We start from the raw sequence: 13,328 nt of genomic DNA on the forward strand, positions 1-13,328 counted from the left end.
GCGACGAAAGGTGAAAACGTATTGTCGTTGAGGCGCGCCTTAGCCTGCGCTATGAGGCAAAAGCCCAACAGATGTAAAGAAACGACATTTCCGATGCCCAAAGCGAAGATCACCAAAGAAGAGGCGCTGGCCTTTCACCTCGACCCCACCCCCGGCAAGTGGGAGGTGCAGGCCACTGTCCCGATGACCACGCAGCGCGATCTTTCGCTTGCCTACAGCCCGGGTGTGGCCGTTCCATGTGAAGCAATCGCCGAGAACCCAGAGACCGCCTATGACTATACTAACAAGGGCAACCTGGTGGCCGTAGTCTCGAACGGGACGGCGGTTCTGGGGCTTGGGAATCTTGGCGCTCTGGGCTCGAAACCGGTGATGGAGGGGAAATCCGTCCTGTTCAAAAGGTTTGCGGATGTGAACTCGATTGATATCGAGCTGGATACCGAAGACCCGGATGAGTTCTGCCGCGCGGTGCGTCTGATGGGGCCGACCTTCGGCGGTATCAACCTGGAAGACATCAAGGCGCCCGAGTGTTTCATCATCGAGCAGCGCCTGAAGGAAGAGATGGACATCCCCGTCTTTCACGACGACCAGCACGGCACGGCGGTGATCTGCGCGGCGGGGCTGATCAACGCGTTGCATATCTCGGGCAAGAAGATCGAGGATGTGAAGATCGTTCTCAACGGAGCCGGGGCGGCAGGGATTGCCTGTATTGAACTACTCAAATCCATGGGCGCGCGGCACGATAACTGTATCGTCTGTGATACCAAGGGTGTGATCTACCAAGGCCGGACCGAGGGTATGAACCAGTGGAAGTCGGCCCATGCGATCACCACGGATCTGCGCACTCTGGAAGAGGCTATGAAGGGTGCGGACGTCTTTCTTGGTGTTTCGGTCAAGGGCGCGGTTACGCAGGAGATGGTCGCAAGCATGGCCGATAATCCGGTGATCTTTGCAATGGCCAACCCCGATCCGGAAATCACCCCGGAAGAGGCGCACGAGGTCCGCGTGGATGCCATCGTGGCGACCGGGCGCAGCGACTATCCGAACCAGGTCAACAACGTTTTGGGCTTTCCCTATTTGTTCCGCGGCGCGCTGGACATCCACGCGCGTGCCATCAATGACGAGATGAAGATCGCCTGTGCCCATGCACTGGCCAATCTGGCGCGAGAGGATGTGCCGGATGAGGTCGCGATGGCTTATGGCAAGTCGCTGACCTTCGGACGGGATTATATCATTCCTACGCCGTTTGATCCGCGCTTGATCCACCGCATCCCACCAGCGGTAGCAAGGGCAGGGATGGACACCGGTGCGGCCCGCCGTCCGATCATCGACATGGAGGTTTACGAGCTGAGCCTGAAGTCCCGGATGGACCCGACCGCCAGCATTCTACGCGGGCTGAACGCCCGGGCGCGACAGGCGCAAAGCCGCATGATTTTTGCCGAGGGCGATGATCCCCGCGTGCTGCGCGCCGCCGTCATGTACCAGCGTTCCGGCTTTGGTAAGGCGCTCGTGGTCGGTCGGGCGGATGATGTCAAAGAAAAACTTGAAGCCACCGGTCTTGGCGATGCAGTGCGGGAGATCGAGGTTGTGAATGCTGCAAACACCACCCACCTCGAGACCTATTCGAATTTCCTCTATGAGCGTTTGCAGCGTAAAGGCTTTGACCGCAAGGATATTCACCGTCTGGCCGCGCGGGACCGCCACGTGTTCTCTTCACTGATGCTGGCCCACGGACACGGAGACGGGCTGGTTAGCGGAGCAACACGAAAATCGGCCCATGTAATCGATCGTATCAATCATGTATTTGATGCCGATGCCGCCCATGGCGCCGCCGGCGTGACAGCACTTCTGCATAAAGGCCGGATTGTCCTGATCGGTGATACACTGGTGCATGAATGGCCGGATGAAAACGATCTGGCCAACATTGCCGAGCGGTCGGCCGCAGTGGCCCGGCACATGGGTCTGGAACCTCGGGTTGCCTTTGTCAGTTTCTCGACTTTTGGCTACCCGATTTCGGAACGTGCCGAGAAAATGCATCGTGCCCCGACCGTTCTGGACCAGCGTGGCGTTGACTTCGAGTATGAAGGCGAGATGACTGTGGATGTGGCGCTGAACGTGGATCAGCAGGCGGCTTATCCATTTTCACGCCTGACCGGCCCCGCGAACATCCTGATCGTTCCCGCGCGGCACTCAGCGTCGATCTCGACCAAGCTCATGCAGGAAATGGGCGGCGCTACAGTAATCGGGCCGATCTTGGCGGGTGTCGACAAGCCGATTCAGATTTGCTCGACCGTCTCGACAGCGAACGATATCCTGAACATGGCCATTCTGGCCTCGTGCGACATCGGATAAACCATGACGATCTGGAACCTTGGCTCGATCAACGCGGATATGGTATACGACCTGCCGCATCTGCCTGCGCCAGGGGAAACTCTGGCCGCCCGCGGGCTGGACCGGTTCCTTGGCGGAAAAGGTGCCAATATGTCAGTGGCGGCTGCGCGGGCCGGATCGCGCGTCAGCCATATCGGTGCCGTCGGGCATGATGGGCGCTGGGCGAAGGATCGACTGACGGAATATGGCGTTGACACACGCTATATCTCGGAGGCGGACCTGCCGACGGGGCACGCAATCATTGCGGTGGATGCCGAGGGTGAGAATCTGATCATCCTCTATCCGGGGGCCAACCACGCCTTGGATATCAGTCATCTGGGGCAGGCTCTGTCATCTGCAAACACCGGTGATCTGCTGATCCTGCAGAATGAAACCAACGCACAGGTTGAAGCTGCGCAGTTGGGGCGCAAACTTGGACTGACCGTTTGTTACGCCGCCGCGCCGTTTCAGGCACAGGCGGTTCAGGCGGTTCTGCCCTATCTGGATTTCCTGATCCTGAACGAGGTCGAGGCCGAACAATTGCGGCAAGAGACCGGGATGGGTGCGGCTGACCTTCCCGTTCGGCATGTCATTGTCACGCTGGGTTCAAAAGGCGCTCGGTATTTGCAGCAGGGCAATGACCCGGTGGAATTTGCGGCCCACAAGGTGCAGGCCGTGGATACCACTGGGGCAGGTGATACCTTCACTGGCTACGTACTGGCTGGAATGGATCGCGGAATGCCAATGGAACAGGCCATTCTGCAAGCGAACCGCGCCGCTGCCCTGATGGTCACGCGGCACGGCACGGCCGATGTCATTCCGGATCTGAGAGAAGTGCGCGACGCGTCCTTCGATTAAGACCCGGCAAAAGGCGCATCTGAACCCCAGAGCTGTTTGACGCGCGCGTCACGGCCGCAGGCTTTGCGATATGCCTTATAGGCGCTGTGCTGACGCTTGGGTCCAAAGCGGGTGAAGATCAGCTTGTTCCCGTTGTAGTAATCCTGATGATAGGCCTCGGCTGGATAAAACGAGCCTGCGTTCAGAATCGGGGTGACAACATTCTGACCCAGTGCTCGTTGTGCTTCTTTCTTGGCTTGTTCAGCCAACGCTTTTTCGCCTTTGTTAGAGACGAAAATCGCAGTTCGATAGCTGTCGCCCCGGTCGCAGAACTGACCTCCGGCGTCCGTCGGATCAACCGAGCGGAAGAACATGTTCAGCAGTGTTTCACGTGAGACGCGGGCCGGGTCAAAAGTAATCTGCACTGCTTCATAATGACCGGTGCCACCTTTGGAGACCTGATCATAGGTGGGGTTGGCGGATTTGCCGCCGGTATAGCCCGACACGGCCCCGACAACACCCGGTACAGATTCAAAATCGGACTCGACACACCAGAAACATCCTCCAGCAACCGTCAGCGTTTCGGCACCTGCTGCGGGGGCAGGCAGGGCGCGCAGGATCATCGCAAGTGTGATCAGGGTGAACAGAATGGCTGTTTTGAAGGCATCCAGATAAGCGGTCCGTGACATGTCGGGTCTCCTTTCGGCTCCATGGTGATCCGAACCCGAATGACATTCAATTGCCTGACATCTGATGTCACGGGCTGGTGAGACGAGTTTATCGGCGGCGGACGTCGGTGGAATACCTTACACCGGGCCGTCTTGGCGGTGGGATATGGGCGTCCCGGCGAGGGGGAGGTCCGCGATGAACCTGCCTTCGGCTTAACCCAGCAACTGCCCCAGTTTCATCGCAACACCCATATTGCCCGAGATTTTAAGCTTGCCTAAAGCGACACCTGTCATCGGGTTCAGTTTTCCGGTCAGAAGCTTGGTCAGGTTGTCCTGCGAGATGCGGATCGTGCAATCCGTTTCCTGGTCCTGAGTCGATGCCTGGCTGTCCGCCAGAACAATAACGCCGTCCTCACCACAATCGAATTTCAACGAGCCGTCAAAGGTTTTGCCGTTCAGACCTTTTTGAATTTCGTCGGCGATGTCCTGAAGCATCCGGGTTCCTTTCGCAGTTTCCGAATGCGTAAAGCGTCAGGTATCGAACAGGCAAGGCTGACCCGACTGGAACTTCCCATCACGACGCGCTGAGGCTCTGAACTGTCCGAGCGCAGGGCGCGCCATCATAAAAAGCGTCAAGAACAGCCTGAAACTCGGCCGGAGCATTCGCCACCGAGGAAAACAATGTCATCGAAGAACGAAGCTTTTTTGCATCAACCCCGCCCAGAATATCGCTGGCGTCGCGCCCCTGATGCTGCAGTAACAGCGAGGCCGCATGTGTCAGACGGCGTCGCAGTTCAGGGTGGTTCAGATAGCGTGTCGCTTCATCCAGATCTTCGATGCCGTAAAGCTGCGCCATATGGGACTGGCCCAGCTCGGCCAGTTGCGGAAACACGAACCACATCCAGTGACTGGTTTTCTGCCCCTGTTCCAGTTCACGCAGGACATCGGCCCAAACCGTGTCCTGCGCCTCGATGAACATATCGAGTTCGTCGTCGTTGTCGTCTTCGTCAATCACTTGGACAAACGCTTGTCACGTGCGGCCAGCAATTTCAGGCGCAGGGCATTCAACTGGATAAAGCCTGCCGCGTCGGTCTGATCATAGGCTCCGGCGTCTTCCTCGAAGGTCACATGTGCCTCGGAATACAGCGAGTGATCCGACCAGCGGCCCACGGTCGAGGCCAGACCCTTATACAGTTTCACGCGAACGGTGCCGGTGACATGTTCCTGCGATTTGTCGATGGCGGCTTGCAGCATTTCACGCTCGGGCGAGTACCAGAAACCGTTATAGATCAGTTCCGCATATTGCGGCATTAGCTGATCCTTCAGGTGCATCGCGCCACGGTCCATGGTGATGGATTCGATGCCACGGTGTGCTTCCAACAGGATGGTGCCGCCGGGTGTTTCATAGATACCGCGCGATTTCATCCCGACGAACCGGCCTTCGACCAGGTCCAGACGGCCAATGCCGTGCTTGCCGCCATATTCGTTCAGCTTGGTCAGCAGGGTTGCCGGGCTCATCGCCTCGCCATTGATGCTGACCGCGTCGCCTTTTTCAAAGCCGATTTCGATGAACTCCGGCTCGTTCGGGGCATCTTCGGGGTGGACGGTACGCTGGTACACATAATCAGGCGCCATATCCGCAGGGTCTTCCAGAACCTTTCCTTCGGACGAGGTGTGCAGCAGGTTGGCATCGACCGAGAAGGGCGCCTCACCACGCTTGTCCTTGGCGATCGGAATCTGGTTCTGTTCGGCAAACTCCAGCAGCTTGGTGCGGCTGGTCAGATCCCATTCGCGCCATGGTGCGATCACCTTGATGTCGGGGTTCAGCGCATAGGCCGCCAGTTCGAACCGTACCTGGTCATTGCCCTTGCCGGTTGCACCGTGGGCGACCGCATCGGCACCCGTCGCTTCGGCGATCTCAACCAGACGCTTCGAGATCAGCGGCCGCGCAATCGAGGTGCCCAGCAGGTACAGCCCCTCGTACTGCGCATTGGCGCGGAACATCGGGAAGACGAAGTCGCGAACGAACTCCTCACGGATGTCCTCGATATAGATGTTCTCGGGCTTGATCCCCAGCAGTTCGGCCTTCTGGCGTGCGGGCTCCAACTCCTCACCCTGACCCAGATCAGCGGTGAAGGTCACGACCTCACACCCATACTCGGTTTGCAGCCATTTCAGAATGATCGAGGTATCAAGGCCACCGGAATAGGCCAGAACAACTTTCTTGGGCGCGGACATCTGACTTCCCTTTATGCGTAGAACGATTGGCCCCTAGCGGGTTTTACGCGCGGGGGCAAGTTGTGAGGATTGACGCAGTGACTGAATTGGGGTGAAACGGAGGCAGAGAATAACAAGCATTGGTTGAGAGGGCGGTTTCATATGTTGGGATGGCAAATATTTGTGCATTCGGTGCGGATGGTTTTTGGGAACCTGAAGCAGGTCCTGCAGATCACGGCTGGCCCTGCTCTGATTGGGACTATCGTTATCGTGGGCGTGTTCTTGGCGCTTGGTATTCCGCTTGAAGCGCTTGATGAAAACGCAGTCGATCTGCCACCGGGTGTAACCGCAGGATCAGTCTTTGTCTTAGTGTTCGTTTTGCTGGCGGCAATGTTCGTCACCATGTTCTGGATCGCGGTGTCATGGCACCGCTTCATCCTGATGGAAGAGTACCCCACGGGAATACTCCCGACATTCCGTTTCGACAGGATCCTTGCCTATTTCGGTCGCTTCCTGATGTTGGGGATTTTGATGATGATCGCGTATATCCCCATGGGTCTGCTCGCTGCAGCACTTGGCGAAAGCCTTGCGGGGCTTTCGATCATTCTGATGATTGCATACACCGTTTTTCTGGTCGTATGTTTCTATCGCCTGTCAATTATCCTGCCGGCAGCGGCGATTGGTGATCCCATCTCGCTCAGCGATGCATGGACCAAAACTGCGGGGGTCAGCGGTGCAATTTTGTTGCTTCTCGTCGTTGCATTCCTGTTCCAGGTGTTGGTGCAGCTGGCTTTCACTGTCCTGGCAATAATTCCGGTTTTGGGCGTTTTGCTGACCGTGTTCTTTGGCACGCTCATCCTTCCGATGATCAACATCAGTATCTTTACCACAATGTACGGTGTCTTCATCGAAAAGCGCGAGCTGTCGTAAGCCCGTACACATATGTATTCCTTGCCCTTATCGCGATGATGGGGCAGGGAAACGGACATGACTGATTTCGTGACCCGCGCCCGCGCCGCCGAACAGGCGATGCGCTCTGTGTTTCCAGCGACGCCGTTGCAGCGCAATGCTCATCTGTCCGAACGCTACGGAGCCGATATCTGGCTCAAGCGGGAAGACCTCAGCCCGGTGCGGTCGTACAAAATCCGCGGTGCGTTCAACGCGATGCGAAAACAGCAGGGGCAGGACCTGTTCGTCTGTGCCAGCGCGGGCAACCACGCGCAGGGCGTGGCCTTCATGTGCAAGCATCTGGGTGTCAAAGGCGTGATCTTCATGCCGGTGACCACACCGCACCAGAAAATTCAAAAGACCAGAATCTTCGGCGGCGACAATATCGAGATCCACCTGACTGGCGACTATTTCGATGACACTCTGGCCGCCGCGCAATCATGGTGCGCGCAGCAGGGCGGGTATTTTCTGTCGCCGTTTGACGACGTGGATGTAATCGAAGGTCAAGCCTCGCTTGCGGTCGAGATCGAAGAGCAAATGGGTGGTGTACCGGATCACGTTGTTTTGCCCGTTGGCGGTGGCGGCATGTCTTCGGGCGTGGCCACATGGTTCGGGGATCGCAGCCATTGTCTGTTTGTCGAACCAGCTGGAGGTGCTTGTCTTCGTGCTGCATTGGCTGCGGGGCATCCTGTGTCGCTGGATCATGTGGATACCTTCGTCGATGGCGCTGCGGTTGGACGGATCGGTGAGAAACCGTTTGAACTGTTGAAATCACGCCATCTGTCGGATGTGCTGGTCCTTTCCGAGGACCGAATCTGCACCACCATGATCGAGATGCTGAATGTCGAAGGCATTGTTCTGGAGCCCGCCGGCGCCCTGGCGATCGAAGCGGTGGGCGATATCCAAAGCTTTGTACGGGGCAAAACCGTGGTCTGCGTAACATCGGGCGGTAATTTCGATTTTGAGCGCTTGCCTGAGGTCAAGGAACGCGCCCAACGCTATTCCGGGGTGAAGAAGTATTTTATCCTTCGCCTGCCGCAGCGCCCGGGCGCATTGAAAGAGTTTCTGGGCATCCTGGGCCCCGAGGATGACATTGCCCGCTTTGAATACATGAAAAAATCAGCCCGCAATTTCGGTTCGGTCCTGATCGGGATCGAAACCCGCAAGCCTGAAAACTTCATGCGTCTGTTTGCGCATCTGGATGAGGCAGGGTTCACCTACACCGACATAACCGAAGACGAAACGCTGGCGCAGTTCGTGATTTAATCCAGGTTCTGGCGCAGCTCAGCCTCGAATATCTGTTTCGAGCTGTCAAATTCGACCAGAATAGCGGGCAGATCGACATCCCCGCCCTGACCTGCGGCCGCCTGCCGTTCGCCGTCCTGACAGAGTTTCGAGAACTGGTCGAATCCAAGACTGAGCGCGCTGCCCTTCAGGAAATGCAGATTCTGTTCCAGTTCGGACCGGCTTGTATCCTGATGCAGGCGGGCGATGACCTCCTGTACTTCTTCCAGAAAGATGTCGACCACTTCATCAAACTCATCCGGGCCAACTTCGTCCCGCAATTGCCTGACTCTGCCCCAGTGGATCATACTGCGTCACCTGCCGTTGAACATGCGTTTTCAGGAATAGGCAACACCAGTAAACACCAGGTTAAACGCCAAGCGGGATTGCAGCCTTCGGTCTTCACCGGATGTTAAAACCGTCGCCACTAGGATCGCCGTGTGTGAATGAACGCATCAGATCAGAGGGTAAATGGTGCCAAGGACGAGTCTTGAGGAAACCAGATCAGATCTGGATTTCGGCGCGATCCGTAAGGTGCTGGTGGTGGATGACAGCCGTCTGCAGCGGCGCATCCTGGTCGCATCGCTCAGAAAATGGGGCTTTGAGGTGGTCGAGGCCGAGACGGGCGATGCGGCTTTGGCGCATTGTCTGGATGATCCACCCGACCTTGTTCTCAGCGATTGGGTCATGCCGGGGATGAGCGGGCTTGAGTTTTGCAATGCGTTTCGCGCTCTGGATACCGATCAATACTGTTATTTCATCCTGCTGACTTCAAAAAGCGAAAAGCAGGAGGTTGCACGCGGGCTGGATGCCGGGGCAGACGATTTTCTGATCAAACCCCTTGAGGCGGATGAGTTGCGGGCACGCATATCCGCAGGCGCGCGCATTCTGGACATGCAGCGCGAGCTTTCGCAGAAAAACCGCCTGATTGAGTCCGCGCTGGAGGAACTCAGGCTGGCTCATGACGCGATCGACAAGGACCTCATACAGGCCCGTAAAATCCAGGAATCGCTGGTTCCGGAATTTACGCGGAGCTTTGGAAGATCCCGGGTCAGCCTGTTGTTGAAACCCTGTGGCCATATTGGTGGAGACCTTGTTGGCATGTTCTCGCCCGGGGTCAATCGGCTGGGGTTCTACAGCATCGATGTATCCGGACATGGCATCACCTCGGCCATGATGACGGCGCGTCTGGGCGGTTATCTTTCAAGCAAACACTTTGATCAAAATGTCGCAATGGAAAAGAGGTTCAACAAATTCTACGCACTGCTGCCTCCGGAAGACGTCGCCAGTATGCTCAATTCCCGATTGATGGCGGATGAAGGGATCGAAGAATACTTCACGATGGTCTACGCCATTGTGGATCTTCGAAACGGGCATCTCAAAATGGTACAGGCCGGGCATCCGCATCCGCTCCTGCTGCGGCAGGATGGCAGTACTGAATATCTGGGTGATGGCGGGTTGCCGATCGGGTTGATCGAAGACGCGGGCTTTCAGCAGATCGAGACTCACATGAAACCCGGCGACAAGCTGTTGGTGTACTCGGACGGGTTTACCGAATGTCAGCTCGCTGAAGGTGGTTTGCTGGAAGAAGACGGTTTGCGAGAGATGGCCCAGCAGTGCATTTCTGCAAAGGGCGGGTCGGAGTTTCTGGACGACATGTTCTGGCGATTGACGCAAGAGATTTCGCCCAAAGATAGCATTGGGGATGACGTATCCGCCGTTTTCTTCGAATATAACGGGCCTTAAAGCGAACTGAGATGCATTTCCGCAAAGTGCCGGTCACCGTCATTGCCCAGCAATCCAACGGCATCGGTGGCTTCCATCCACAAAGCTTCGTGGAACGCTTCGCTCGGAGGGCCTTTGCGGCGTACGGGACGGGCGCGGTAGATCAGGCAGACTTTTTCAGCCCACAGATCGTATTCGGGCATATAGGTGAACCGACGAAAAGCTCCGACACGACGCGGATTGGCGACGTGCCACCCAGTTTCTTCATAGACTTCGCGATGCAAGGCTGAAATCGGTGATTCGCCTGGATCGATGCCTCCACCCGGCAATTGCAGATCCGGGCCCGGCACTGTCTGACAGGTCAACAGCAATTGCCCGCCACGTGGCAAAAGGGCATAGACGCCAACCCTCCGGGTATATTTCCGCCCCGTCTCGGGGGTTTCACCGAACCGCCTGATCATGTATGGCCCCTTACAACCCAATCTGTACGACCTATATGGTGCCGGTATGCCAACCCGTGGCGTGTAAGGAAACCCCATGTCTCTTGGAACAAAAATCGCGTGGGACGATACCGTCCTGCCCTTTCAACTTGATGCATCCGACATGCGCGGCCGCGTGGCCCGTCTGGATGGCGTGCTGGATGGTATCCTGAAACAGCATGACTATCCCAAGCAGGTCGAGGCGCTGGTGGCCGAGATGGCCTTGCTGACCGCGTTGATCGGCCAGACAGTTGCGCTGCGCTGGAAATTGTCGTTGCAAGTGCAGTCCAAAGGGGCGGTCCGCATGATCGCCACCGACTATTATGCGCCGCAGGAAGAGGGTCAGTCCGCTCAGATTCGGGCTTATGCCAGCTTTGACCGGGACCGGTTGACCAATTCCGCGCCTTTCGATCAGGTGGGCGAAGGGTATTTTGCCATCATGATCGATCAGGGTGAGGGCACACAGCCGTACCAGGGCATCACTCCGCTGTCCGGTGGATCGCTGAGTGAATGTGCCGAGGCTTATTTTGCGCAGTCCGAACAGCTGCCGACGCGGTTTTCGCTGAGCTTCGGCAGATCGACCGAGCCGGGCGTGGGCGAGCATTGGCGCGCAGGCGGCATCATGCTGCAGCACATGCCCAAAGCGTCGCCCTTTGCAGCGTCGGGTGAAGGAACGGGTGAAATCCTGACCGCTACCGATCTGGTCGACGGCGAAGAAGGTGAAAACTGGGGTCGCGTCAACATCCTGCTGGATACTGTCGAGGATTTGGAAATGATCGGCCCCTCTGTTGCGCCGACCGATCTTCTGGTTCGTCTGTTTCACGAGGAACAGCCGCGTGTTTATGATGCGCAGTCTGTGCAATTTGGCTGCACCTGTTCCGAGGATCGTGTGCGACAGAGCCTGTCAATCTATTCGGCCAAGGATATCGAAAAGATGACCACACCCGAGGGCGAGGTCACTGCGGATTGTCAGTTCTGCGGGGCTCATTATGTGTTGGACCCGGCAACTGTCGGGTTCGATGCCGAAGACACCAAAGGTGAATGACCCAGTTGAAAAGATCCGGGCGGCCCTGCGCCGCCCAGGTCACGGGTCCAGCGATTTTGACCTGAACCCGGATACCGTTCTGCCGCCCGGGCGCCGGTTACGGCCCGCCGGTGTTCTGGTGGCAATTTCTCTGGCTGAAGATACACCGCAGGTCATCCTGACCAAGCGCTCATCCGCGCTGAAGCATCACCCGGGCCAGATCGCCTTTCCCGGTGGCAAACAGGACGAAGCCGATGCTGATGTTACAGCAGCGGCTTTGCGGGAAGCTCAGGAAGAGATCGGCCTGCCCCCGGAAATGCCAGAGATCCTCGGGTTTCTGCCGACGCATGAAACAGTGACCTCGTTCACCGTAACACCTGTGGTCGCTGTATTGCGGGACAGGTTCCAACCCGTGCCTGAGCCCGGCGAAGTGGACGAAGTTTTCTCGACCCCCCTTGCGCATCTTTTGAATCCTGAGAATTATCTGGTTGAGTCGCGCCGATGGCGCGGCCAGAGACGCAGATACTACGCAGTTCCGTACGGCCCGTATTACATTTGGGGCGCGACCGCCCGCATATTGCGCGGGCTTGCAGCACGGGTGAATGAATGATGCAGATTGACGAGCCCTGGATCAGTGAGCCAGCGACCCAAAAAGTCTGTTCGGCCCTGACCTCATCCGGGGCTCAGGCGCTTTTTGTGGGTGGCTGCGTGCGCAACGCGCTGCTTGGCGCGCCGGTTTCGGATATCGACATCGCCACCGACGCAAAACCCGAGCGGGTCATCGAAATGGCGCAGGCTTCCGGGCTCAAGGCCATTCCAACCGGCATCGAGCATGGTACGATCACAGTGGTCAGCGCAAGTATCCCGCACGAGGTCACGACCTTCCGCCGTGACGTGGAAACCGACGGTCGTCGCGCTGTCGTGGCATTTTCCGATCACGTCGAAGAAGACGCGGCGCGACGTGATTTCACAATGAACGCGATTTACGCACAGCCCGATGGCACTGTTTTAGACCCGCTTGGGGGCCTTCCCGACCTTGAGGCCCGGTTGGTGCGGTTTATCGGAACAGCCGAGAATCGTATACGTGAAGACTATCTCCGCTCGCTTCGTTACTTTCGTTTTCACGCCTGGTATGGGGATCCGGATGCCGGTTTTGATCCCGATGCGCTGGCCGCCATTGGTGCCAATCTTGACGGGCTGGAATCGCTGTCGCGCGAGAGGGTCGGGGCAGAACTGCTGAAATTGCTGGCATCGCCTGATCCAGCCCCCGCCGTTGCGACCATGCGCAGTACAGGTGTTTTGGCCCGGGTGTTACCGGGTGCGGACGATCGGTCTTTGGCCCCTTTGATCGCGCTGGAACGGGCGGCTGGTGCCGATCCCGATCCGGTGCGTCGCCTGGCTGCGATTGCTACGCCCGATAATGCCGCCACATTGCGGTTGAGCCGTTCGCAGTTGCAACGCCTGATCAGGATGCGCGAAGAGGCACAGGCCGCAACCAGTATTGCTGAACTGGGATATCGCTATGGCGACGAAGGTGGTTTGCACGAGACGCTTTTGCGCTGCGCTTTTCTGGAACAACCCTGGTCCGAAGATTTGCGGCGCGATCTGCACGCCGGGGCAGCAGCGCGTTTCCCCGTCCAGGCCAGGGATCTGATCCCCAACTTCACCGGCCCGGCGCTGGGCAAGAAGCTGGCCGAGCTGGAAAAACGCTGGATCGCATCCGGTTTTGCGCTGTCTCGCGAAGAGTTGCTGGCACACTAGTACGAAGTCTCAAAAAGG

At 57.6% G+C, this 13,328-nt stretch carries 14 protein-coding genes; 8 read left to right on the top strand and 6 right to left on the bottom strand.

Annotation, left to right across the window (positions count from 1 at the left end; all coding sequences use genetic code 11):
• Nucleotides 1–93 precede the first annotated feature (93 nt).
• Both D1823_RS14815 and D1823_RS14820 read left to right on the top strand, forming a co-directional pair.
• On the top strand, nucleotides 94–2,349 hold the full coding sequence (locus D1823_RS14815) for an NADP-dependent malic enzyme (RefSeq protein WP_117871285.1): 2,256 nt from the start codon (nucleotides 94–96) through the stop codon (nucleotides 2,347–2,349).
• A gap of 3 nt (nucleotides 2,350–2,352) precedes the next feature.
• Nucleotides 2,353–3,225 carry a ribokinase gene (locus D1823_RS14820; RefSeq protein ID WP_117871287.1) on the top strand — a complete coding sequence of 291 codons (873 nt, stop codon included), beginning with the start codon at nucleotides 2,353–2,355 and terminating at the stop codon, nucleotides 3,223–3,225.
• Here the strand turns inward: D1823_RS14820 and msrA are convergent.
• From msrA to D1823_RS14840, 4 genes are all read right to left on the bottom strand, one after another.
• Nucleotides 3,222–3,893: a peptide-methionine (S)-S-oxide reductase MsrA gene (msrA, locus tag D1823_RS14825; protein ID WP_117871289.1), complete on the bottom strand. Its 672-nt coding sequence runs from the start codon at nucleotides 3,891–3,893 to the stop codon at nucleotides 3,222–3,224. The genes D1823_RS14820 and msrA overlap by 4 nt on opposite strands.
• Nucleotides 3,894–4,085: 192 nt before the next feature.
• Nucleotides 4,086–4,367 carry an SCP2 sterol-binding domain-containing protein gene (locus D1823_RS14830; protein WP_117871291.1) on the bottom strand — a complete coding sequence of 94 codons (282 nt, stop codon included), beginning with the start codon at nucleotides 4,365–4,367 and terminating at the stop codon, nucleotides 4,086–4,088.
• Nucleotides 4,368–4,446: 79 nt separating this feature from the next.
• Complete coding sequence (locus D1823_RS14835; RefSeq protein WP_117872921.1) at nucleotides 4,447–4,851, bottom strand: DUF1810 domain-containing protein; 405 nt, start codon at nucleotides 4,849–4,851, stop codon at nucleotides 4,447–4,449.
• A gap of 32 nt (nucleotides 4,852–4,883) precedes the next feature.
• The gene (locus D1823_RS14840; RefSeq protein ID WP_117871293.1) at nucleotides 4,884–6,110 is read right to left on the bottom strand and encodes an argininosuccinate synthase; all 1,227 of its coding nucleotides are present in this window, start codon (nucleotides 6,108–6,110) and stop codon (nucleotides 4,884–4,886) included.
• 141 nt (nucleotides 6,111–6,251) lie between these two features.
• Between D1823_RS14840 and D1823_RS14845 the strand changes: the two genes are divergently transcribed.
• Nucleotides 6,252–7,019 carry a hypothetical protein gene (locus tag D1823_RS14845; protein WP_117871295.1) on the top strand — a complete coding sequence of 256 codons (768 nt, stop codon included), beginning with the start codon at nucleotides 6,252–6,254 and terminating at the stop codon, nucleotides 7,017–7,019.
• Between the two features lie 57 nt (nucleotides 7,020–7,076).
• Nucleotides 7,077–8,303, top strand: coding sequence for a threonine ammonia-lyase IlvA (ilvA, locus tag D1823_RS14850; protein ID WP_117871297.1), 1,227 nt, complete (start codon nucleotides 7,077–7,079; stop codon nucleotides 8,301–8,303).
• Here the strand turns inward: ilvA and D1823_RS14855 are convergent.
• Entirely contained in the window at nucleotides 8,300–8,629 is a 330-nt protein-coding gene (locus D1823_RS14855; protein WP_117871299.1) for an Hpt domain-containing protein, read from the bottom strand. The two genes, ilvA and D1823_RS14855, sit on opposite strands and share 4 nt — an antisense overlap.
• 163 nt (nucleotides 8,630–8,792) lie before the next feature.
• Here D1823_RS14855 and D1823_RS14860 point away from each other — a divergent pair, with 163 nt between their 5' ends.
• Nucleotides 8,793–10,067 carry a PP2C family protein-serine/threonine phosphatase gene (locus D1823_RS14860; RefSeq protein WP_117871301.1) on the top strand — a complete coding sequence of 425 codons (1,275 nt, stop codon included), beginning with the start codon at nucleotides 8,793–8,795 and terminating at the stop codon, nucleotides 10,065–10,067.
• On the opposite strand, the gene D1823_RS14865 is transcribed toward D1823_RS14860, so the two are convergent.
• On the bottom strand, nucleotides 10,064–10,507 hold the full coding sequence (locus tag D1823_RS14865) for an NUDIX hydrolase (protein WP_117871303.1): 444 nt from the start codon (nucleotides 10,505–10,507) through the stop codon (nucleotides 10,064–10,066). The two genes, D1823_RS14860 and D1823_RS14865, sit on opposite strands and share 4 nt — an antisense overlap.
• Before the next feature lie 76 nt (nucleotides 10,508–10,583).
• On the opposite strand from D1823_RS14865, the gene D1823_RS14870 reads away from it, so the two are divergent.
• Genes D1823_RS14870 through D1823_RS14880 form a run of 3 tightly spaced genes read left to right on the top strand, consistent with a single transcriptional unit; the run spans nucleotide 10,584 to nucleotide 13,310 of the window.
• Nucleotides 10,584–11,570 carry an Hsp33 family molecular chaperone HslO gene (locus D1823_RS14870; RefSeq protein ID WP_117871305.1) on the top strand — a complete coding sequence of 329 codons (987 nt, stop codon included), beginning with the start codon at nucleotides 10,584–10,586 and terminating at the stop codon, nucleotides 11,568–11,570.
• Nucleotides 11,545–12,159, top strand: coding sequence for a CoA pyrophosphatase (locus D1823_RS14875; RefSeq protein ID WP_117871307.1), 615 nt, complete (start codon nucleotides 11,545–11,547; stop codon nucleotides 12,157–12,159). The genes D1823_RS14870 and D1823_RS14875 overlap by 26 nt, the downstream gene beginning before the upstream one ends.
• Nucleotides 12,156–13,310, top strand: a complete 1,155-nt coding sequence (locus D1823_RS14880; RefSeq protein WP_117871309.1) for a CCA tRNA nucleotidyltransferase — start codon at nucleotides 12,156–12,158, stop codon at nucleotides 13,308–13,310. Before D1823_RS14875 ends, D1823_RS14880 begins: the two co-directional genes overlap by 4 nt.
• Nucleotides 13,311–13,328: the final 18 nt, after the last annotated feature.

It is taken from the genome of Ruegeria sp. AD91A (assembly GCF_003443535.1).
Lineage (GTDB): Bacteria > Pseudomonadota > Alphaproteobacteria > Rhodobacterales > Rhodobacteraceae > Ruegeria.

Excerpts from the sequence above, each read along its gene's own strand:
- D1823_RS14820 (WP_117871287.1), top strand. The coding sequence starts at position 2,353 with ATGACGATCTGGAACCTTGGCTCGATCAACGCGGATATGGTATACGAC.
- ilvA (WP_117871297.1), top strand. The coding sequence starts at position 7,077 with ATGACTGATTTCGTGACCCGCGCCCGCGCCGCCGAACAGGCGATGCGC.
- D1823_RS14835 (WP_117872921.1), bottom strand. The coding sequence starts at position 4,851 with ATGTTCATCGAGGCGCAGGACACGGTTTGGGCCGATGTCCTGCGTGAA.
- D1823_RS14845 (WP_117871295.1), top strand. The coding sequence starts at position 6,252 with ATGTTGGGATGGCAAATATTTGTGCATTCGGTGCGGATGGTTTTTGGG.
- msrA (WP_117871289.1), bottom strand. The coding sequence starts at position 3,893 with ATGTCACGGACCGCTTATCTGGATGCCTTCAAAACAGCCATTCTGTTC.
- D1823_RS14830 (WP_117871291.1), bottom strand. The coding sequence starts at position 4,367 with ATGCTTCAGGACATCGCCGACGAAATTCAAAAAGGTCTGAACGGCAAA.
- D1823_RS14815 (WP_117871285.1), top strand. The coding sequence starts at position 94 with ATGCCCAAAGCGAAGATCACCAAAGAAGAGGCGCTGGCCTTTCACCTC.
- D1823_RS14865 (WP_117871303.1), bottom strand. The coding sequence starts at position 10,507 with ATGATCAGGCGGTTCGGTGAAACCCCCGAGACGGGGCGGAAATATACC.
- D1823_RS14855 (WP_117871299.1), bottom strand. The coding sequence starts at position 8,629 with ATGATCCACTGGGGCAGAGTCAGGCAATTGCGGGACGAAGTTGGCCCG.
- D1823_RS14840 (WP_117871293.1), bottom strand. The coding sequence starts at position 6,110 with ATGTCCGCGCCCAAGAAAGTTGTTCTGGCCTATTCCGGTGGCCTTGAT.
- D1823_RS14870 (WP_117871305.1), top strand. The coding sequence starts at position 10,584 with ATGTCTCTTGGAACAAAAATCGCGTGGGACGATACCGTCCTGCCCTTT.
- D1823_RS14880 (WP_117871309.1), top strand. The coding sequence starts at position 12,156 with ATGATGCAGATTGACGAGCCCTGGATCAGTGAGCCAGCGACCCAAAAA.
- D1823_RS14875 (WP_117871307.1), top strand. The coding sequence starts at position 11,545 with ATGCCGAAGACACCAAAGGTGAATGACCCAGTTGAAAAGATCCGGGCG.
- D1823_RS14860 (WP_117871301.1), top strand. The coding sequence starts at position 8,793 with ATGGTGCCAAGGACGAGTCTTGAGGAAACCAGATCAGATCTGGATTTC.